This is a genomic window from Bacillus massilinigeriensis, from assembly GCF_900111815.1.
GTDB classification, from domain to species: Bacteria; Bacillota; Bacilli; order Bacillales; family Cytobacillaceae; genus Mesobacillus_C; species Mesobacillus_C mediterraneensis.
Genome location: NZ_LT630004.1, coordinates 1732535 through 1752551, shown reverse-complemented (window position 1 = coordinate 1752551; position 20017 = coordinate 1732535). Strand labels below are relative to the sequence as shown.

Here is a 20017-nt window from a genome sequence, read left to right as displayed (position 1 = left end):
GGATCAACTTGAATATTGCCCTCATAGCTCATGATAAAAAGAAGGATGATCTAGTAAGATTTGCTGTTGCCTATCAACCTCTTTTTGAAAAACATAGATTATTTGCAACTGGGACAACGGGACTTCGCATCATGGAAGCAACTGGACTGGACATCCACAGATTTCAATCAGGTCCACTTGGCGGTGACCAGGAAGTGGGTGCGATGATTGCCAAAAACAAGATGGATGCCATTTTCTTTTTCCGGGATCCCCTTACTTCGCAGCCACATGAGCCAGATGTATCCGCTCTAGTCCGTCTTTGCGATGTGTATTCCATCCCGCTCGCAACGAATATGGGAACGGCTGAACTTTTAATTAGGGGAATAGAACGCGGCGACCTTGACTGGAGAAAACTTTCTGGCGGAAGCGGTGACGAAAAATGAAGGAGAGCATAAAGCTAGATATTTTATCATTCGGCGCTCATGCCGATGACGTAGAAATTGGCATGGGCGGAACGATTGCAAAATATGCAGCAAAAGGGAGAAAAATTGGAATTTGCGATTTGACTGAAGCAGAGCTGTCGTCAAACGGAACAACCGAACTAAGAAGAAAAGAGGCCAGCCATGCTGCTGGAATTCTCGGTGTTTCAGTGAGGGAAACACTGGGTTTTCCCGACAGGGGATTGTTTTTGAAGGATGATTATATTCGAAAAACAGCACATATCATTCGAAAGTATAAGCCTGATATAATCTTTGCACCATACAGCGAGGATCGACATCCTGATCATGGAAATTGTTCCAGAATCGTCGAGGAGGCTTTTTTTTCAGCGGGAATAAAGAAGTACGAAACAGAAGGAGGCTATCAGCCTCATAAAGCATCGCGATTGTTTTACTATATCATTAACGGTTATCATAAACCCCATTTCGTTATTGATGCCAGTTCCTACATAGAGCAGAAAGCAAAAGCTTTAAATGCATATAAAAGTCAATTCACGAAAAGTGAAGGCGGCGCTGATACCCCTCTAGTTAATGGTTATATCGAAACAGTACTTGCAAGGGAAAGGATGTTCGGGCAGGCTGCTGGCGTTATGTATGCAGAGGGCTTTCTGACAAGGGAACCTTTTCTTGTACACGATCTGTTAGGAGATGAAGGATGAGTAAGTTAAAAATTGGCATTACCTGTTATCCCACAGTTGGCGGGTCGGGAATAGTAGCAACAGAACTTGGAAAACTCCTGGCTGAAAAAGGCCATGAAATTCATTTTATTACTTCCAGTTTGCCTTTTCGTTTGAATAAGATGTACCACAATATATATTACCATCAAGTAGAAGTTAACCAGTATTCAGTATTTCAATTTCCTCCATATGATATAGCGCTTGCTAGTAAAATTGCAGAAGTCGCTGTTCGGGAGGAACTGGATGTCCTTCACGTTCATTATGCAATTCCTCATGCTATATGTGCCATACTTGCGAGGGAAATGTGCGGCAGGGATTTGAAAATTGTTACAACACTTCATGGTACCGACATAACAGTCCTTGCAAATGATGCCTCCTTGTCTGAAGCCATCCGGTACGGCATTGAAAAATCCGACGCGGTTACTGCTGTATCAAATTCACTTGTTTCTCAGACGAAAGAACTGCTCAATCCGGAAAAAGAAATACAATGCATTTATAATTTTATCGATCCTCGGGTGTACGCTAATCTTAAAAAGAATAATCTTCGGAAAGAGTATGGAATCACCGAGGAAGAAAAAGTGATCATTCATGTATCGAATTTCCGGCCAGTGAAGCGTGTCCTTGATGTAGTGCGTGCTTTTTCCAAGATATCTGAAAATGTTTCCGCTAGGCTCCTTCTCGTAGGGGATGGTCCTGAAATGAAAAAAGTCTGCGATCTGGTAGGAGAACTTGGAATAAGAGACAGAGTCTTGTTTCTCGGCAAACAGGAAAACGTGGAAGAACTTTTCACTATCAGTGATTTAATGTTCCTTTTATCGCAAAAGGAGAGCTTTGGTTTAGTCGCATTAGAAGCGATGGCTGCGGGAGTACCTTGTATCGTAACGAATGTGGGCGGTATTCCTGAAGTGGTGGAGAATGGAACGACAGGCTTTATTTGCGAACTTGGAGACATCGAAGAAATTGCTTCAAAGTCTATCATGCTTTTAACGAATGAGGATATGTATGCCCGGTTTTCCCGCAACTCAGAGGAAAGAGCCTATCGCAAGTTCAGCGCAGAAAAGATTGTAGCTCAATATGAAGAAGTGTATGCAAGACTTCTGAAGGGTGAGGGGGGAATCCTATGAACCCACTTTTCCTGGAAGCAGTTCCGCTTCTGGAAAAACTGGAACTTGAAGGTTACGAAGCGTATTTTGTCGGTGGCTCTGTAAGAGATTCTATGCTCGGCAGAGTTATTTCAGATATTGATATTGCAACATCTGCTACACCTTTGGAGTTGAAGGAGATTTTTTCGAAGACCGTCGATATTGGCATTATGCATGGTACCATTCTTGTTATTTATAATGGAAAGCCATACGAAGTTACTACCTTCCGTATGGAGGGGACGTATTCGGACGGAAGAAGACCAGATCGAGTAGAGTTTATCCGGTCCCTCCAAGAAGATTTAATGCGCCGTGATTTTACGATGAATGCTATGGCGATGGATAAGACAGGAAACATCATTGATCCTTTTCATGGTCAGCTTTCCATCCGACAAAAAATGATCACTTCGGTTGGTAACCCTGACGAGAGATTTGGCGAAGATGCATTGCGCATGCTGAGAGCCATTCGCTTCTCGTCGCAGTTAGGTTTCGAGATCGAAGAAAAGACATATGCTGCCTTGAAATCTAGTGGTCCGTTACTTTCCTCTGTTGCGGTTGAACGGAAGGCTGCCGAATTTGAAAAACTATTAGGGGGTCCATTCAGAAGCAAAGCGATCATGCTATTAACTGGTGCAGGTATACATAATTTCCTTCCGGGTCTGCAGGGGAAGGAAACAGCTCTCTATAAACTTTCGGAATGTGAAAGTGAAATACCTGTTGAAGGAGTGTGGGTGCTTCTTTTACACGCGTTGAATTCAACGGGAAAAGAAGCGGAAATGTTTTTGAAGCAATGGAGATTACCCTCCAAGAAAATAAAAAGCATTCTTAGAGTCCTCGTACTGCTGAAATTCAGGCTTAAATCTGAATGGGATAAAATCAGTATATACCATGCAGGCTTCGAATTTTCTATTCTGACTGAAGTGGTATTTGATAGTTTAACAGGTGATGGTGATTCAGGAAAAGTCCAGGCTATCTATTCAAACCTCCCAATAAAAAAGCGGGCAGAACTCGATATAACTGGAGAGGACCTTCTTCTTTGGAGAGAGCAGACGCCAGGTGCTTGGGTGAAAGAACTATTGGCAGAAATAGAAGCAAGAATCGTAAAAGGAAATCTTGAAAACGAGAAAAGCGCAATAAAGGAGTGGCTGATATCGTGCAAACTGATTTAAGAAAGAAGCTGATTGATGCCTTCAACCTTTCAAACGGTGAGTTTCTCTCAGGCCAAAAGCTTGCTGAGATAGCGGGATGCTCAAGAACTGCCGTTTGGAAACATATGGAGGATTTGCGCCATGATGGATTTGTTATTGAAGCTGTTAGAAAAAAAGGATACAGAATAGTAAAAGTGCCTGGTAAAGTTTCCGGTGATGAAATTAGTCTTGGATTAAAAACGGAGAGGCTTGGCAGAACAATTCATTATGAAGAGAGTGTGGAATCTACTCAAAAAATTGCTCATCGGCTTGCGGCGGAAGGAGCTCCTGAGGGAACGCTAATCGTGGCCGACGAGCAAACGATGGGTCGAGGCAGACTCGGAAGGAAGTGGCACTCCCCGAAGTACACTGGTATTTGGACAAGCCTTATTCTTAGACCGGATCTTCCGCCGGCTAAGGCGCCGCAGCTTACATTGATTGCTGCTGTCGCAGCCGTTCAGGCAATCGAGGACGTTACCGAATTAACTTCGCAAATTAAATGGCCTAACGATATCCTGATTGGAAAGAAAAAGGTCACTGGGATCCTCACTGAATTACAGGCGGAATCTGACAGAATTAATGCGATAATTATCGGAATTGGAATGAATGTGAACCAAAGGGTTACTGATTTTCCTCCTGAATTATTTGAAACGGCTACTTCTCTTTCTATTGAGAAGGGAGAAGATACCTCTCGTGCCAGCTTGATTCAAGCATTGCTTTTACGGTTTGAAAACCTTTACGATATCTATTTATCCCAAGGCTTTCTTCCAATCAAACTTTTATGGGAAAGCTATGCAATTAGCATTGGGCAAAGGATAATTGCACGTACTCTCACTGGAGATTACAAAGGTATTGCACAAGGGATCACAGATGATGGCGTATTGAAGTTGGAAGAGGAGGACGGAAATATCCGTCAAATATACTCAGCGGATATCTTGCTGGAGGAAGAATAAACAGTAGTCATAGCTTTTGCGATTTGCTATAATCTTTTTGGGCGGTATCGAAAGAACTGCACCATCAGGTTCCTTACAAATTTAAAAAGATTCTGCCTAGATCCGAAAACGGACCGGGACAGAGGGATAAAACAAGTAAAAGGCACTGGGATCCTTCTGTTTATTAGAAGCGATCCCTTTATTTTTTCATACAATCGCTATTGTTTTTCTCTCTTCCTTTCTAAAAAGGAGGAAAATATGAAGCAAACAACCGATTTCACAAGGATGAAGAGGGAAGGAAGCAAGATTGCAATGGTTACTGCATATGATTATCCTTCTGCAAAGCATGTAGAGCAGGCAAATGCCGATATAATTCTTGTTGGAGATTCCCTTGGAATGGTAGTTCTTGGTTACGAATCCACCCTACCAGTTACCGTTGATGATATGATTCATCATGGCAAAGCGGTGAAAAGAGGTGCTGGCAACACATTTATTGTGGTTGATATGCCATTCATGAGCTATCATCTGTCAGTAAGGGATACCCTTATTAACGCACAGAAGATCATTCAGGAAACTGGAGCGCATGCTGTCAAGCTTGAGGGAGCCGATGAAGTGACAGTTCATATCAAAGCACTGGTTAATGCTGGTATCCCAGTAGTTGCTCATCTGGGTCTTACACCACAATCTGTTGGGGTGTTGGGAGGCTATAAAGTACAAGGAAAGGACAGAGGTGCGGCAATAAAGCTGCTCGAAGATGCGAAAAAATGCCAGGATGCCGGAGCTTTTGCTATTGTCCTAGAGTGCGTTCCTCGTCAGCTGGCCGAGAAAATATCGGAAATACTTGATGTTCCTACAGTCGGAATTGGAGCAGGAGCAGGGGTGGATGGACAAGTTCTTGTATATCACGACTTGGTTAATTATGGTGTTGAGAAGATACCTAAATTTGTAAAACAATATGCAGACATCAATTCTCTAGTAATAAAAGGTGTTTCCGAGTATGTGGAAGAAGTGAAGGAAGGGGCTTTTCCGGAAGAAAAGCATACTTTCACAATGAAAGAAGATGTCATAAGTTCCCTTTATGGAGGCAGAGAATGAAATTAGTCAACACGGCAGGAGATCTAAGAAGGATACTTTCTGCCGAGAAAGCAACCGGAAAAAAAATTGGGTTTGTCCCAACAATGGGTTACTTGCACGAGGGTCATTTAACCTTGCTGAGAAAAGCAAAAGAAGAAAATGATTATGTAGTGATGAGCATTTTTGTAAATCCGCTTCAATTTGGTCCTGGAGAGGATCTTGACTCTTATCCGAGAGACATCGAACGTGACAAAGTACTGGCTGAAACAGAAGGAGCAGATGCTCTATTTTTTCCCGCAGTGGAGGAAATGTATCCTAATAAACCGTCTGTTACTGCGGCTGTTCACACCAGGACAGATTGTATGTGCGGGAAATCCCGCCCAGGACATTTTGACGGCGTTGCTACAGTCTTAACAAAGCTTTTCAATATAACACAGCCGGACAGGGTATACTTCGGTTTGAAGGATGCCCAGCAGGTTGCAGTTGTGGAAGGTCTTGTGAAGGATTTTTGTATTCCTGTTGAAATAAGGCCGGTTGATACGGTAAGAGAGACAGATGGACTTGCTAAGAGCTCTAGAAATGTTTTCCTTAGCGACGTAGAGAGGAAAGAAGCACCGGAGTTATATCAAAGTCTCCTCTTGGCGAAAAAACTAGTGAGCGACGGAGAAAGAAACCCTGCTCGGATAGAGGAGGCAATCAAAAAGCACTTAGAAGAAAACTGCAGTGGGACATGTGACTATATCGAAATATATTCGTATCCTGATCTGACTCCTGTTAAAGAACTTGCAGGGAGATTTATTATTGCGCTAGCAGTTAAATTCAGCAGAGCTCGTTTAATTGATAATATCATTCTTGATTTAAATAAACAGGAGGCGAATGAATAATGTTCCGCAACATGATGAATGCCAAAATTCATAGAGCCAGAGTAACGGAAGCAAATCTGAATTATGTAGGCAGCATTACGATCGACAGTGACATTCTTGATGCTGTAGGGTTAGTAGCAAATGAAAAAGTGCAGATTGTTAATAATAACAATGGCGCTCGCTTTGAGACATACATCATCCCGGGTAAACGCAATAGTGGGACCATTTGTTTAAACGGAGCCGCTGCACGCCTTGTCCAGGAAGGAGATGTTGTTATCATCATCTCTTACGCTCTCGTTGCGGAAAACGAAATGGCAACTCATAAACCAAAGGTTGCAATTATGGATGAGAATAACCGTATTGTAGAAATGCTCCATGCGGAGCCTGAGAGTACGGTAATGTAAGGTAGAGCTTCCGCTAAAAACGCGGAAGCTCTTTGCTCAACTTAAATTCCTATCGGGCATGATGCTTTTTCTTTTTCCGTTTTTATGATACCGTTTTGATGACTTGAACATTGAGGTGCTGCTTATGAATCATACATTTGTCGTCGTTGACCTTGAGACAACAGGGAACGCTCCAAAAAAAGGTGACAGAATTATCCAGGTTGGCGCTGTAGTCATTGAAAACGGAGTCATCACCAATCGATTCTCTTCCCTTGTTAATCCTGGGAAGGAAATACCGCCGTTTATCGAATCGTTAACAGGGATCAACAATGAAATGGTAAAGAATGCCCCCTTCTTTAAAGAGATAGCAGAAAATATCCTTAGCTTGCTGGAAGGCGCTTTTTTTGTAGCACATAATGTTTTCTTTGACCTGCACTTTCTTCAGGAGGAATTGAAACAGGCGGGACTTGCAGGTTTTTACGGACCAATCATTGATACAGTAGAGCTCTCAAGAATACTATTTCCTTCCGCGGATAGCTACAAACTCTCTGACTTGGCAATCCGTGAAGGGATTGACCACGACAGGCCGCATCAAGCCGACAGCGATGCAGAAGTAACTGCTGAATTGCTACTCATCCTTCAGGGAAAACTCGAATCATTGCCCGAGGTGACAATTAGAAAAATGGCGGAGCTTTCTGTTGGCTTGAAAAGCGATCTTCATCTTCTTTTTGAAACAGTGCTGTTAAAAAAGGAAAAAACAGTTGAAGTATTGCCGTCTGAAATGGAAGTATATCGAGGGTTAGCGATAAAAAAGCCTGTTGAAATAGAGACATACCCAAAAATGCAGATGGCATATCCTGAAACTGTTGAAGATAAAAAGGCATTGCTGGAAAAAGCAATGCCTGATTTTGAACTGCGAAAAGGGCAGTTGGAAATGATGGATGATGTTCATCATTCGCTAGAAATGGGCTTGCATGCAATCATTGAGGCAGGAACAGGAATCGGGAAGACTTTAGCCTATCTTGTGCCTGCAGCAATTTTTGCAAGGCAACAGAATAAAACGGTAATTGTGAGCACTTATACAACTCAGTTACAGCAGCAACTATTACATAAAGAAGTCAAGAATCTGAGGGATATGTTGGGCTACCATGTGAAAACGGCGCTTCTCAAAGGTCGCAGCCACTATATTAGCCTGTCTCGATTCGAAGTTTCTATCTTTGAAGAGGAAGACAATTATGATACCACTCTTACTAAAATGCAAGTGCTTGTTTGGCTGACGGAAACAGAAACAGGAGACAGCGATGAGCTTAACCTTTCAAGCGGTGGCATGATATATTGGAACAAAATAAAGAACGATTCATCTGTCTTCTTACAGGATGGGATATGGAACAAGAAAGACTTTTTTCTAAGGGCAAAAAAAGCGGCCAGCGAGGCGGATATTGTTATTACTAATCACGCAATGCTGCTTAGAGATTTAGCATCGGATGAACCATTCCTGCCTTATTATGACCATATCATTCTTGATGAAGCCCATCAGTTTGAAAAAGCGGCCGGCAGTTATTTTGGTGAGGCACTTGATCATTTATCCATTAAACTGCTTGTCAACCAGCTTGGGCTCTCTGAACAACAGCAAGTTTTCGGCAAGCTCGAGGACCTTGCAGGAGAGGAAGCACTTCGCTTGGGGAGCTGTAGTACGGATGAACTCAACAATCTGATTATCCAGCTTCAGCAGGAAGCGGAAGAATTTTTTAAAGCCGCAGCGCTACTAGCAAGAAAGCAAACGAGCTATCGGTCGGTTAAAGCGATATGTCTTCTTGGTGAGGAATCAGAAATTCGTGAAAATCAAAACCTGCATCTTATCGCAGAAAGGGTTGCCTTTGTAGCAAATGATTTAATAAAAGAGCTCAAAATGCGTCTTCAAGCAGTCCAAGGTATGCTCAGGGAATTGAAAAAAACGGAGCTTGCTGTTGTGGAAGAAGCCGCAGCATTACTTGCGGAACTGGAGGGGATCAGGGCTAAAATCCGAAACATGATTCTTTTTAGGGATCCAAGCTATGTTGCATGGATTGAAGCAGATTTGCGGTCTCCGCAAAACCATACAACGATAACGGGCAGACCGGCTGATATTTCTCCATTCCTTAAGGACAGGTTTTTTGGTAAAAAGAATTCCGTCATTATGACGTCTGCAACTTTATCGGTAAATAGTACCTTTGAATATTTGAAACGTAACCTTGGGATTGATGAGATGCAGATTATTTCAAAAATCATTCCTTCTCCTTTTGAATATCAAAGTCAGGTAAAGATGTTCGTTCCTAAAGACATTCCTGAGATAAAAGCAGTACGTGAAGAAGATTATATCGTGAGTATAAGTGAACAGATTATTTCTATTGCAGAAGCTACGAAAGGTCGAATGCTGATTTTATTTACTTCTCATGATATGCTGAGAAAGACGCATGATCTCATTAAGGAAAGCGGTATGCTTGAAGATTTTGCATTGATTGCACAAGGAATTACAGCAGGGAGCCGGAGTCGGCTAACGAGGAACTTCCAGAAGTTCGAGAAGGCAATTCTTTTTGGTACAAGCAGTTTTTGGGAAGGTGTTGATATTCCAGGAGAAGACTTATCCTGCCTCATTATCGTGCGGCTGCCATTCTCACCGCCTGATGAACCAATCACAAAAGCAAAGCATGCAAGGATAAGAAACCGTGGAGGAAACCCTTTTAACGAATTATCATTGCCCGAGGCAGTCTTAAGGTTTAAACAAGGATTTGGCAGGCTGATCAGAACGTTCTCTGACCGTGGCGTAGTGGTTGTATTTGACCGCCGAATACTAACCTCAAGCTATGGACATGTTTTTCTTGATTCCATACCTGCTGTTCCGGTAAAAGAGGCAAGCGTGGGAGAACTGACCGCATTTATCGATAGCTGGCTATGATAGCTTTTTTAAAAAAAGCTGCGCAAAATGCGCAGCAAATACATGTGTAGACCAGATTAGTTTGATTGTGTTTTCCTGCTTTGTTCCTAAAACACCTGCTATAATGGGTGTTGAGATTTAGTAGGTCACTAACGATATTATCTACCCAGCAACGAGCACATATAAGTAACAAATATTGTTTAGTCTATGGAGGATGAATGGAATGGAAAGCAAAATAGATGTTCTTTCAACGGTGAAAATTCAACAAAGCCCTGATTTGTATAAGATAGTCGATGCCTTAAACCGTACATTAAAAGATCGCGATTTGATGTTTGGGCTTGCATTGGACCAAGAGGATCAAGAAAAAGCTGTCTTTACGATTTATCGTACATAAGAAGTGATGATATGAAAAAATGGATAGGTATTTCGATTGTTGTCGTTGTGATCCTGACAGGAATTTGCACAAAAATATATTTAAACTCTGTTTCACCGGTAAAAAAAGGGGAAGAGAGAGCCGTCACCATTCTTAAAGAGAAAACCGACCTAACTGATTTTAGTGATTTTCAACTTTTCAATGGGGAAGAAACCTACTATGTACTTAAGGCTAAGAATCAAAAAGATGAGAAGGTTTATGCATGGGTTTCGGAAAAGTCAGAGAAGGTTATTACTCGTAAAGTAAAAGACGGAACAAGCAGGCAGGAAGCAATTGATCTTGTATATAGTGAAAAACAACCAGAAGAAATTATTTCAGTGCGTCTTGGTATGGCCAGAATCCAAAAAACGGATCGACCATCATGGGAAGTTTATTACAAAAGTGAAGGCAATAGCATAAATTATTATTATGTTGATTATGATACAGGCAAAAAAATAAGGGCTATTGATAATTTTTAAAAAGGGGATTTACGGATGGAAATAAAGCTTGCAAACAGAGTCGGTTCTTTGACACCTTCTACAACACTTGCTATTACTGCAAAAGCGAAGGAAATGAAAGCGCGGGGGTTGGATGTAATTGGACTTGGTGCTGGAGAGCCTGATTTCAACACACCAGATCATATTTTGGAGGCTGCAACGAAGTCGATGAAGGAAGGTTTCACCAAGTATACACCTTCAGGTGGTCTTCCGGCATTAAAAAAGGCGATTGCAGGCAAACTTCTTCATGACCAAGGGTTAGAATATAGTGCAAAGGAAATCATTGTAACGAACGGTGCAAAGCATGCGCTGTATACATTGTTCCAAGTATTACTTAATGATGGAGATGAAGTCATCATACCAATACCATATTGGGTGAGCTATCCAGAACAAGTAAAATTGGCTGGCGGGGTACCGATCTATATCGAGACAAAGGAAGCACACGCTTTTAAGATTACAGCAGCACAACTCGAACAAGCGATAGGAGAAAGAACGAAAGCAGTCATTTTAAACTCCCCGAGTAATCCGACAGGAATGATTTATTCTAAAAAGGAGCTGGAGGAGATAGGAAGCGTCTGCCTCAAGCACGGCATCCTGATTATATCCGATGAGATATACGAAAAACTCCTTTATGGTGGGAATGAGCACTTTTCCATTGCAAGCATTTCCCCCAAATTGAAAGAACAGACCATCATCATCAATGGTGTATCGAAATCCCACTCGATGACAGGTTGGAGAATAGGATTTGCGGCAGGTAATGAAGGTATCATCCAGGCGATGACAGACCTTGCTAGCCACAGTACTTCAAATCCGACAGCTACCTCCCAATATGCAGCGATTGCTGCTTATACGGGGAGCCAAGAATCTGTAGAGGTGATGAGGGAAGCATTTGAAGAACGCCTTGATATCATTCATGAGAAGATAATTAATATCGCTGGAGTAACCTGTTTGAAGCCTCAGGGAGCATTCTACTTATTCCCGAATGTAAAGGAGGCTGCAGAGCTATCAGGCTGCCGAGATGTAGATCATTTTGTGGCAAGGCTATTGGAAGAAGCTCAAGTAGCAGTTGTACCGGGTTCCGGCTTTGGCTCACCTGAAAATATTAGGCTATCCTACGCTACATCATTAGACCTTCTTGAAAAAGCTGTTGGAAGAATTTCTGATTTTGTCATAAAAAACATGGTGTAATACAGTTAGGACAGGAAAGCCTAATGGCTTCCTGCCCTTTTTTTCACCTCATCCTTCAACCTGAATAGGAATTGGGTTGCCGCCGGTTTAACCGAAGGGTATAATAAAGAGCGTACATAGCCCAAGCTTTGCTTAATTTTGGAGGGAAATAAACAGTGGATAAGGTTACTATTTCTGAAATTTATAAATACGCAGGCAAGGAAGTTAAACTCGGTGCATGGATTGCTAATAAACGTTCTAGCGGTAAAATTGCCTTTTTGCAGCTGCGTGATGGAACAGGTTTCGTCCAAGGAGTAGTTGTAAAGGCTGATGTTCCAGAAGAAATTTTCCAGCTAGCTAAATCGATTACCCAGGAATCATCCCTATATGTAACGGGGACCGTGACGGAAGATACACGTTCTCCATTAGGTTTTGAAATTCAAGTGTCAGGATTAGAACTAATTCATCAGGCAGTTGATTATCCAATAACACCGAAGGAGCATGGAACAGAATTTTTAATGGATCACCGTCATCTTTGGCTTCGCTCCCGCCGACAGCACGCTGTAATGAAAATCAGGAACGAAATCATTCGGGCAACATACGAATTCTTCAACAAGAATGCTTTCACGAAAGTTGATCCCCCTATTCTTACAGGAAGTGCTCCAGAAGGTACAACAGAATTGTTTCATACAAAGTATTTTGATGAGGATGCCTTCCTTTCCCAGTCGGGTCAGCTTTATATGGAAGCTGCAGCGATGGCGATGGGAAAAGTTTTTTCTTTCGGACCAACTTTCCGGGCAGAAAAATCTAAAACACGCAGACATCTTATTGAATTTTGGATGATTGAACCTGAAATGGCTTTTTATGATTTTGAAGATAATTTAAAAGTGCAGGAAGATTATGTTTCTTATATTGTCACTTCGGTATTGGAAAATTGCCCAATTGAACTGAAGACGCTTGGCCGCGATACAGAGAAACTGGAAAAAATAAAAGCCCCATTCCCAAGAATTTCATACGATGATGCAATTAAATTTTTGCATAAAAAAGGTTTCAATGATATTGAGTGGGGCGATGACTTTGGAGCTCCACATGAGACAGCGATTGCAGAATCCTTTGAGAAACCGGTTTTCATCACACACTATCCAAAAGACTTAAAACCTTTCTACATGCAGCCTGCAAAGGATAGAGATGATGTTGTCCTGTGTGCAGACCTCATTGCTCCGGAAGGTTATGGAGAAATCATTGGCGGTTCGGAGAGGGTACATGACTACGAATATTTAAAAGAGCAGATTGAAAAGCACAACTTACCGCTCGAAGCTTACAAATGGTATATGGAATTGCGTCAATACGGTTCTGTGCCTCATTCCGGATTCGGGCTCGGTCTTGAGCGGACAGTTGCGTGGATTAGCGGAGTGGAACACGTGAGGGAAACGATACCCTTCCCGCGTTTGCTGAACCGTCTATACCCATAATAAGATTAGCTGGCCCTGCAATTCTGCTTGCGGGGCTGTCTTTTTTGGGAATATATTGTTGGTGCAAATCTCTTTACAGAGTCTGTTACCGGAAGATGTGTTCGTGTTATACTTTAAAAGAGGTGTCCGGTATGCAAAAATCAGAAATTTTGGATTGGCTTAAGGAAGGCAATATTACCATTCCAGCCATGTTGTTATCCCAATATAAGCAGATGAACCTGTCTGAACAGGAACTTGTACTTCTTTTGCATGTCCAATACTTCTTGGAAAGAGGAAATGCTTTTCCTACCCCCGTCGAGCTAGCAAATAGGATGACTGCAAGCTCATTGGAGTGCTCTAAGCTTTTAAGATCACTTATTCAAAAGGGCTTTATCGAAATTATTGAGGGCTATTCGCAGGAAGGGATTCGCTTTGAACGTTATTCACTTCAACCATTGCAGGAAAAGCTTGTCGAACGTTTCTTAGGTTCTAGGAAGAAAGAGCAGGCCAGACAAAAGCAGAGCGAGGAAAGTGATGTCTACACTTGTTTTGAAAAAGAATTTGGAAGGCCGCTTTCTCCGTTTGAATGTGAGACGCTTGGGATGTGGATGGATGATGATCAGCATGATCCTATCATTATTAAATACGCGCTGAGGGAAGCGGTGATCTCTGGAAAGCTTAACTTCCGCTATATTGACAGGATTCTTTTTGAATGGAAGAAAAATGGAATAAAAACGATTGAACAGGCAAGAAAGCAAAGCAGGAAATTCAGACAACATCAAAGTCACAATCAAAGGCCGCTGCAGGAAGAGGCAAAGGTCCAATCAAGGCCTGTGCCATTTTATAATTGGCTCGAACAATAGGAGCGCGAGAGTGATATCTCTCGTTTTTTTACGCTGTTTTCCCGGAAAAGCTACAATAAGATTTTAAGGGTGATTCAATGTTAAATAAAAGTCATATACGCTACTGCCTTGATGAAATGGGAAGGATGTTTCCTGACGCTCATTGTGAATTGATTCATTCTAATCCTTTTGAGCTTGTCATTGCTGTAGCGCTATCCGCTCAATGCACAGATGCACTTGTCAATAAAGTGACTAAAAGGCTCTTTCAAAAATATAAAACTCCAGAGGATTATTTAAGTGTTAAGCTTGAAGAATTACAGGGAGATATTCGTTCAATTGGATTGTTTAGGAATAAAGCGAATAATATTCAAAAGCTTTGCCGGATGCTGATTGATGAATATGGAGGAAAGGTTCCTTCAGACAGGGACGAGCTTACAAGGCTTCCTGGAGTCGGTAGAAAAACAGCTAATGTTGTTGTCTCCGTAGCTTTCGGCGTTCCAGCAATCGCGGTTGATACACATGTAGAAAGAGTAAGCAAACGGCTAGGTATATGCCGGTGGAAGGATTCTGTCCTCGAAGTCGAAAGAACGTTGATGAGGAAAGTTCCAGAACAAGAGTGGTCTGTGACCCATCACAGAATGATTTTTTTTGGTCGCTACCACTGCAAAGCTCAAAATCCACAATGTCCAACGTGTCCCCTCCTCACGCTCTGTCGTGAAGGGAAGAAACGGATGAAAGGCAAGGAGGAAAAGTGATGGCATCAAGGAGAATTACTGTTTTGGAGCTTTCTTCACCTATATTTTTTCCAGAGGGAGATATAGAGTGGAAAGAGGAATATTCTGAAGGCTATTATCCCAGTATTCCATTCATCCATGAGGCCGCCTTTTTCGCAAACCTTATAAGCTTCAGGCCCTGGGAAAATAGAGAGGAAAGTCTTGCCTTATTGCTGCAGGAATGGAAGACACTAATAAAATCATTGAAATTGCTTTTTGCTGAAAGAAGACAGAAAGAGACAACTAAAGAAATGCAAAAGGCTGCTGCTTTTTTCCTTGAGTATTTATACTGGTCTAATGGTCAACCTGTTGAATTTCCTTTGGAGCGCATGGATAGGCTTGAAGGAAAGCCTGTGAATGTCAGGGAAAGAATTAGCTTTATTCTTTCCAGACCAGCCTTGTATGCCTCCTTCGTGCAGTTAGAGGAAATGATGAGGGAACAGGAAAAGCAGTATGCAGCCATTCAACTGAAAAACAAACAAAAGTAAAAGCCACAGCTAGTAAAATCCTGCTGTGGCTTTTTTGATTATCTATTCATCATTTTCGTTGTTTCTAGTTGTTGTCCCGCCACCATTCGTGGCAGGAGGGGTCGCGGGCTCCTGTCCTGTCCCGCCTCCATTTTGGTTATCATCACCGTCGTTCTGGTTATTACCGTCTTCTCCCTGGCCGTTATCATCCTTTTGTCCGCCGCCATTACCATTTTCTCCATGACCGGTACCTTCATCCCCTTGTCTAGGAGTTTGTCCTTCATTCTGTCCTGGATGTTCTTTATCAGGCTCTTCTGATTCAGGCTCTTCCGGTTCTGGTATTTGGATAGTGGCGGTTGCAGGCGCGCTCCTTTGGTCTTCCCGGATAGCGGTTATCTTGAATGAATAAATACCGCCAGGAACAGGCGAAGAAACTTTCAATTTTGTATCTGATGTAGTGGTCAACGCTTGATCTGGGCCTTCATCCAGCGATGCCGTTACTTCGAACTTGACACCGTCTTTTTCTTTGTAATCCCATGACAGGTTAATTTCATTCTTTTTTTCATCATAGCTTGCACTAGCATTTGTTGGTCCTTCAAGCTTGTCGTATTTCTTGGAAACTTCTTTTGGAAGATTTCCCTTCACCGCATATTCAGTGCTAATCTGATCGCTTGGTGTATATTTGCTTGCAAGTTTTGCAGGCATCGTACCTTTTTCCACTGCTACTTTTACAACGCTATTTGGCATCGTGAAATCCGGTGTATCAACATTTGTAGAAACATTGCTCATCAGATTCTTGAATAAGATTTGAGAAATCTTTTGGTCATAGCCGTTAGAAGGAAGATAGTTTTTTCGTTTTTCGTATCCTGTCCATACGGCTGCTGTGTATCTTGTCGTATATCCCACGAACCAAGAGTCTGGGACTGCACCTTCAGGTATTCCGTATTTCAACTTTTCATCATCCGTATAGTTTGTCGTTCCGGTTTTGCCGGCAACATGAAGATTTGGAATGTTGGCATTTGCACTAGCAGTGCCGTACGGTTCTTTCACAACACTCTTCAGCATGTCGGTAATCATAAAGGCTGTATAGTCATTCATAGCAACTTCTGTTTCCGGCGCAACATCAATCTCTGTTTTGTCGCGGAGAACAATTTTCTTTACAGCATGAGGCTTAGTATAGAACCCATTGTTTCCAAAAGCAGCGTATGCCCCTGCCATCGACATTGGAGAAACTTCATCAGAGCCTATCGAAGAAGACTCGTAAATCGGGTCAGGGAGATCTAACCCAAGGCCAACGGCAAAGTCTCTCGCCTTTTCTTTACCTACTGCTTGGAATGCTTGCAATGCTGGGATATTTCGCGATTTGGCAAGCGCCACTCTCATCGACATGACTCCCTCATAGGAGTTGTTCCAGTTTCTTATCGGCTGTCCATTGGAATATTGATAAGGCTTATCCTCAAGGGCATGGTACGTTCCCCAATGGAGGTGTTCGATAGCTGGACCGTAGTCTAGGATAGGCTTAATGGTGGATCCGGCCTGGCGTTTTAAGTCTGTTGCAAAGTTAAATCCACGCTGGACTTTTTCCTTCTGCCGTCCGCCGCCGACTGCCCTGATTTCTCCTGTTTCCGTATCGAGGAGCACAATTCCAGCCTGCATTTTGTCATTAGGGTAATTAACAGCCTCTTCTGTATTCAGGATGGTTTCCACATGGGTCTGTGCAGCGGTGTCAAGTGTTGTATATACTTCTAATCCATCTGAGAAGATGTCAAAATCCCCTTGTTTATCGACTTCATCAATGACAGTGTCGATAAAGGCATCATAAGGTTTTTCATCGCGGTGTTTACGGTCCTCTTCCTTTACTAGGGAAGTAGCTACCGGAATTGCTTTTGCTTCATCCATTTTCGCTTTCGAAATAAAACCGTGCTGGTGCATGAGCGAGAGGACAACATTCCGCCGTTTTTCTGCCCTGTCTGGATTTGTAAACGGATTATAATTATTTGGACTCTGTGGCATGCCAGCGAGCAATGCTACTTCGTGCAGCTTAAGGTCCTTTAAATCCTTCCCAAAGTAAATTTTAGAAGCAGTTGCAATGCCATGGCTGTTTTCTGACATATAAATTTTATTGACATACATTTCAAAAATTTGTTCTTTGGAATATTTTCTTTCCAGTTGAATTGCAAGCCATGCTTCCTGTGCTTTTCGGCTAAGGGTTTTTTCGAAGCCAAGGAAATAGTTTTTCACAACCTGCTGCGTAATGGTACTGGCACCTTCTGAGCCAAAGCCATTCGTAAAGTTTGCAACAACTGCACCGCCTAGACGAATCGGGTCAATGCCATGGTGCTTATAGAAACGGACATCCTCTGTTGCCAGGACAGCTTCTTCTACAACTTTTGGTATATCTTTATACTCAACATAATCCCGATTTTCAGAACCTACCTCTGTGATTAAGTTTTTGTCTTTATCGTAAATTTTTGAAGAGATTGGATCCTTCAGTAAGGATTCGTCCAGTTTAGGAGTATCTTTCACCATGAGCGCAAATGCGGCGACACCCGTCAGCATGCCGACAATGACCAAAATCAGTAGGGAAAACATCACCTTTTTAAATGTGATTCTTGAATTTCTATTCTTTCCCTTATTTTTCGTTTCTTTGGTTCCATTGCCTTTTGCAAGCTGTTTCCTGCGCTCCTCTCTAGTCTGGTATTTTTCTGTCATATCAGCTCATTCCTTTCTGGAGCAAAAAAATCTAACTAAGTTTATAAAGATAATCTATTACTTTAATATAGTCAATTCTCGGTCGGAAGCCAAATTTTATTCTATGTCCATCCCTTTCGATTTCCTCTTTTTTGATTGATTTCCTTCCTCCTAATTTCATCCTTTCCCAATAGTCTAACAGATGGCAGGCTTCAAGAAGATAAACCTCGTTTATAGTGGTAAAACTGAGGATGATAAAACAAATGCCTTCTTGTGTTAGAACTGCTTCCATATGCCTGATTTGGTGGTCGTGAAAATTCTTAAGCGGGAAGGAAGCAGTAAATTTTGTTTCTTTTGCCTCAAAGTCAATATACCTGCCTTTATATACCCCGTTATAGTCGGTTGTAGACGCCTGCTTGAAATAAGCCTCTTTGATAACTGCAGCACTCCTTCTTGGATAGTCTACATTCACAATTTGAACAGGAGTGGGTTTTTTATGAATGACGGCAATGCCGCTTTCAAGATAGTATGCATTTGTTTCATTAAGATCCTCCTCCAATGACATACCCCTGTTGCTATAAATAAGCTTTTTTTCTTTCCTGTGATCACCGGCACCGGAAGCAGCAGCTTTCTTCTCTTTGGCGGGAACAAACTTTTTCCCGTTCGGATAGTGGAATACCATAATGAGCCTCCTTGCAAACTACTACCTATCATACCAAAACAGACCGGTGTTTGGGTGAATATTTGTTCCCGTTTTATAGCAATATAACAACAAAAATGAATTTTTTGGAGTAAAGGGTGGTAAAACAGTGCTAATGGATTATAATCTGTCACTCTCGGAAAGAGCGCTCATTCAGGAAATACTGCTTAAAACATCAAAGTTTAATGATGATAATATTTCACGTACAGAGGCATATTTGATTTATTATTTAGACAATCCCGAAATTTCATGGGCTTTCTTAGCGAGCATGGTTTCAAGGAATGGCGGCTACAATATGTGCGACCTCGAAGGCGAATGGTTTCCAAGGCTGCTTAGAGCGGAGAGTAGGCGAATGCTCTTTTATACTTATGAACGGGCAAATTGGCTGATTTTCAAAGATGCTTATCCCCAGCTATTGCTTTATAAATATTGTACGACAATAAAGCAGCCGATGTTTCACCTTTTAAAATATTTTGGTGTTTCTAAATTCATGCAAGAAGAATGGAGTTTGTTTTGGCAAGTGCAAGACAAAAAAAGGCTGTTGAATGCCCTCATAATAAATGAACAAAATGTTATCCATACACCTGTCATGCATCATCATTCCTATAAGCGGAAAGTATTCGGATCGATGATGTTCCTATTCCAGGATCACTTTCACTATAGTGCTGTACTATTACCGAATAAGCAGGGAGATTTATACGGCGCTAGCGTAGCAGGTTTTCGTTCTCTTGGCATGCGGATAGACCTTGGAAAGAGGCTAGCAGCTATTCTTTTTGAACCTTCTTTATATAGAAGCTTTATTGATTTTGCTATATCCGTTCCACACACTGGGTCCAGACACGATTATGAAAGATTTATGCTGCATCCTAATAAAAGGGATACTCCCTTCCTTAGAGCTGCTTACCCTGTTATCTCCCATAGCCTAGAAAGCCAGCAGGATTGGTATGGAACTAGAAAACTGAAGAAGTATTGGCTGAAAAGGGAGTCGAAACAAATTCATCCTATAAAGCTTACAAAGTGGTTTATGGAAAAACGTCGCAGTCTACATACATTGGTTCTTCTCGGAGAAGTTACAGGCGTTCGTTTATAGAAGAATGTATTTGTTTGGTCGGAAATCAACAGACCCACCTAAAGGAAAAAACCGCAGGCAAACTCGACGAAAATCGAGTCTGTCTGCGGTCTCTGGAAGTTTAACTAAACTTCCTTTACTTTTCAAGCAGCTGTCACTCTGCCGGCCGGTTAGGACCTTCAAGCTTTTTATCACCGTAACCAGTCTTTCGTTCTTCTGCTTTCGAACTGGTATCTCGGGAGTCTTTCTTATTATCCTTTTTCATGAGTTCACACCTCCTCCGCTTAGTCTGTTTCACTTCCA

At 42.0% G+C, this 20017-nt stretch carries 19 protein-coding genes; 17 read left to right on the top strand and 2 right to left on the bottom strand.

Annotation, left to right across the window (positions count from 1 at the left end):
• The first annotated feature begins 8 nt into the window (after positions 1-8).
• From mgsA to BQ5796_RS09080, 16 genes are all read left to right on the top strand, one after another.
• Complete coding sequence (mgsA, locus tag BQ5796_RS09155; RefSeq protein ID WP_071459950.1) at positions 9-422, top strand: methylglyoxal synthase; 414 nt, start codon at positions 9-11, stop codon at positions 420-422.
• The gene (gene bshB1, locus BQ5796_RS09150) at positions 419-1135 is read left to right on the top strand and encodes a bacillithiol biosynthesis deacetylase BshB1 (RefSeq protein WP_071459949.1); all 717 of its coding nucleotides are present in this window, start codon (positions 419-421) and stop codon (positions 1133-1135) included. Before mgsA ends, bshB1 begins: the two co-directional genes overlap by 4 nt.
• The gene (gene bshA / locus BQ5796_RS09145; protein ID WP_071459948.1) at positions 1132-2277 is read left to right on the top strand and encodes an N-acetyl-alpha-D-glucosaminyl L-malate synthase BshA; all 1146 of its coding nucleotides are present in this window, start codon (positions 1132-1134) and stop codon (positions 2275-2277) included. The genes bshB1 and bshA overlap by 4 nt, the downstream gene beginning before the upstream one ends.
• The gene (locus BQ5796_RS09140; protein ID WP_071459947.1) at positions 2274-3461 is read left to right on the top strand and encodes a CCA tRNA nucleotidyltransferase; all 1188 of its coding nucleotides are present in this window, start codon (positions 2274-2276) and stop codon (positions 3459-3461) included. The genes bshA and BQ5796_RS09140 overlap by 4 nt, the downstream gene beginning before the upstream one ends.
• Positions 3446-4432, top strand: coding sequence for a biotin--[acetyl-CoA-carboxylase] ligase (locus BQ5796_RS09135; RefSeq protein ID WP_083413085.1), 987 nt, complete (start codon positions 3446-3448; stop codon positions 4430-4432). Before BQ5796_RS09140 ends, BQ5796_RS09135 begins: the two co-directional genes overlap by 16 nt.
• A 237-nt stretch (positions 4433-4669) precedes the next feature.
• A complete protein-coding gene (panB, locus tag BQ5796_RS09130) occupies positions 4670-5506 on the top strand; it encodes a 3-methyl-2-oxobutanoate hydroxymethyltransferase (protein ID WP_071459945.1) in 837 nt (278 codons plus the stop codon).
• Positions 5503-6369, top strand: a complete 867-nt coding sequence (gene panC, locus BQ5796_RS09125; RefSeq protein ID WP_071459944.1) for a pantoate--beta-alanine ligase — start codon at positions 5503-5505, stop codon at positions 6367-6369. The genes panB and panC overlap by 4 nt, the downstream gene beginning before the upstream one ends.
• Complete coding sequence (panD, locus tag BQ5796_RS09120) at positions 6369-6752, top strand: aspartate 1-decarboxylase (protein ID WP_071459943.1); 384 nt, start codon at positions 6369-6371, stop codon at positions 6750-6752. Before panC ends, panD begins: the two co-directional genes overlap by 1 nt.
• Before the next feature lie 124 nt (positions 6753-6876).
• Positions 6877-9666 carry an ATP-dependent DNA helicase DinG gene (dinG, locus tag BQ5796_RS09115; RefSeq protein WP_071459942.1) on the top strand — a complete coding sequence of 930 codons (2790 nt, stop codon included), beginning with the start codon at positions 6877-6879 and terminating at the stop codon, positions 9664-9666.
• 202 nt (positions 9667-9868) lie between these two features.
• Positions 9869-10039, top strand: a complete 171-nt coding sequence (locus tag BQ5796_RS09110; protein WP_071459941.1) for a YpmA family protein — start codon at positions 9869-9871, stop codon at positions 10037-10039.
• An 11-nt stretch (positions 10040-10050) separates the two neighbouring features.
• Positions 10051-10536, top strand: a complete 486-nt coding sequence (locus BQ5796_RS09105) for a cell wall elongation regulator TseB-like domain-containing protein (RefSeq protein WP_071459940.1) — start codon at positions 10051-10053, stop codon at positions 10534-10536.
• A 21-nt stretch (positions 10537-10557) separates the two neighbouring features.
• Positions 10558-11742, top strand: a complete 1185-nt coding sequence (locus tag BQ5796_RS09100; RefSeq protein ID WP_071461235.1) for a pyridoxal phosphate-dependent aminotransferase — start codon at positions 10558-10560, stop codon at positions 11740-11742.
• 155 nt (positions 11743-11897) lie between these two features.
• On the top strand, positions 11898-13193 hold the full coding sequence (asnS, locus tag BQ5796_RS09095) for an asparagine--tRNA ligase (RefSeq protein ID WP_071459939.1): 1296 nt from the start codon (positions 11898-11900) through the stop codon (positions 13191-13193).
• A gap of 131 nt (positions 13194-13324) precedes the next feature.
• Positions 13325-14035, top strand: a complete 711-nt coding sequence (locus tag BQ5796_RS09090) for a DnaD domain-containing protein (protein ID WP_071459938.1) — start codon at positions 13325-13327, stop codon at positions 14033-14035.
• Between the two features lie 77 nt (positions 14036-14112).
• Complete coding sequence (nth, locus tag BQ5796_RS09085) at positions 14113-14769, top strand: endonuclease III (RefSeq protein ID WP_071459937.1); 657 nt, start codon at positions 14113-14115, stop codon at positions 14767-14769.
• Positions 14769-15275, top strand: a complete 507-nt coding sequence (locus tag BQ5796_RS09080) for a YpoC family protein (protein ID WP_071459936.1) — start codon at positions 14769-14771, stop codon at positions 15273-15275. The genes nth and BQ5796_RS09080 overlap by 1 nt, the downstream gene beginning before the upstream one ends.
• Before the next feature lie 42 nt (positions 15276-15317).
• Here the strand turns inward: BQ5796_RS09080 and BQ5796_RS09075 are convergent, their stop codons facing one another.
• Both BQ5796_RS09075 and recU read right to left on the bottom strand, forming a co-directional pair.
• Positions 15318-17966: a transglycosylase domain-containing protein gene (locus BQ5796_RS09075; protein ID WP_071459935.1), complete on the bottom strand. Its 2649-nt coding sequence runs from the start codon at positions 17964-17966 to the stop codon at positions 15318-15320.
• Between the two features lie 31 nt (positions 17967-17997).
• Positions 17998-18627: a Holliday junction resolvase RecU gene (recU, locus tag BQ5796_RS09070; RefSeq protein ID WP_071459934.1), complete on the bottom strand. Its 630-nt coding sequence runs from the start codon at positions 18625-18627 to the stop codon at positions 17998-18000.
• A 133-nt stretch (positions 18628-18760) separates the two neighbouring features.
• Between recU and BQ5796_RS09065 the strand changes: the two genes are divergently transcribed.
• A complete protein-coding gene (locus BQ5796_RS09065) occupies positions 18761-19735 on the top strand; it encodes a DUF2515 family protein (protein ID WP_071461234.1) in 975 nt (324 codons plus the stop codon).
• Positions 19736-20017 lie beyond the last annotated feature (282 nt).

What these genes read in the sequence shown, in the direction of transcription:
- nth (WP_071459937.1), top strand. Translation starts at nt 14,113, where the DNA reads ATGTTAAATAAAAGTCATATACGCTACTGCCTTGATGAAATGGGAAGG.
- BQ5796_RS09065 (WP_071461234.1), top strand. Translation starts at nt 18,761, where the DNA reads ATGGATTATAATCTGTCACTCTCGGAAAGAGCGCTCATTCAGGAAATA.
- panD (WP_071459943.1), top strand. Translation starts at nt 6,369, where the DNA reads ATGTTCCGCAACATGATGAATGCCAAAATTCATAGAGCCAGAGTAACG.
- BQ5796_RS09075 (WP_071459935.1), bottom strand. Translation starts at nt 17,966, where the DNA reads ATGACAGAAAAATACCAGACTAGAGAGGAGCGCAGGAAACAGCTTGCA.
- BQ5796_RS09140 (WP_071459947.1), top strand. Translation starts at nt 2,274, where the DNA reads ATGAACCCACTTTTCCTGGAAGCAGTTCCGCTTCTGGAAAAACTGGAA.
- BQ5796_RS09080 (WP_071459936.1), top strand. Translation starts at nt 14,769, where the DNA reads ATGGCATCAAGGAGAATTACTGTTTTGGAGCTTTCTTCACCTATATTT.
- bshB1 (WP_071459949.1), top strand. Translation starts at nt 419, where the DNA reads ATGAAGGAGAGCATAAAGCTAGATATTTTATCATTCGGCGCTCATGCC.
- panC (WP_071459944.1), top strand. Translation starts at nt 5,503, where the DNA reads ATGAAATTAGTCAACACGGCAGGAGATCTAAGAAGGATACTTTCTGCC.
- BQ5796_RS09105 (WP_071459940.1), top strand. Translation starts at nt 10,051, where the DNA reads ATGAAAAAATGGATAGGTATTTCGATTGTTGTCGTTGTGATCCTGACA.
- BQ5796_RS09110 (WP_071459941.1), top strand. Translation starts at nt 9,869, where the DNA reads ATGGAAAGCAAAATAGATGTTCTTTCAACGGTGAAAATTCAACAAAGC.
- recU (WP_071459934.1), bottom strand. Translation starts at nt 18,627, where the DNA reads ATGGTATTCCACTATCCGAACGGGAAAAAGTTTGTTCCCGCCAAAGAG.
- BQ5796_RS09090 (WP_071459938.1), top strand. Translation starts at nt 13,325, where the DNA reads ATGCAAAAATCAGAAATTTTGGATTGGCTTAAGGAAGGCAATATTACC.
- dinG (WP_071459942.1), top strand. Translation starts at nt 6,877, where the DNA reads ATGAATCATACATTTGTCGTCGTTGACCTTGAGACAACAGGGAACGCT.
- bshA (WP_071459948.1), top strand. Translation starts at nt 1,132, where the DNA reads ATGAGTAAGTTAAAAATTGGCATTACCTGTTATCCCACAGTTGGCGGG.
- panB (WP_071459945.1), top strand. Translation starts at nt 4,670, where the DNA reads ATGAAGCAAACAACCGATTTCACAAGGATGAAGAGGGAAGGAAGCAAG.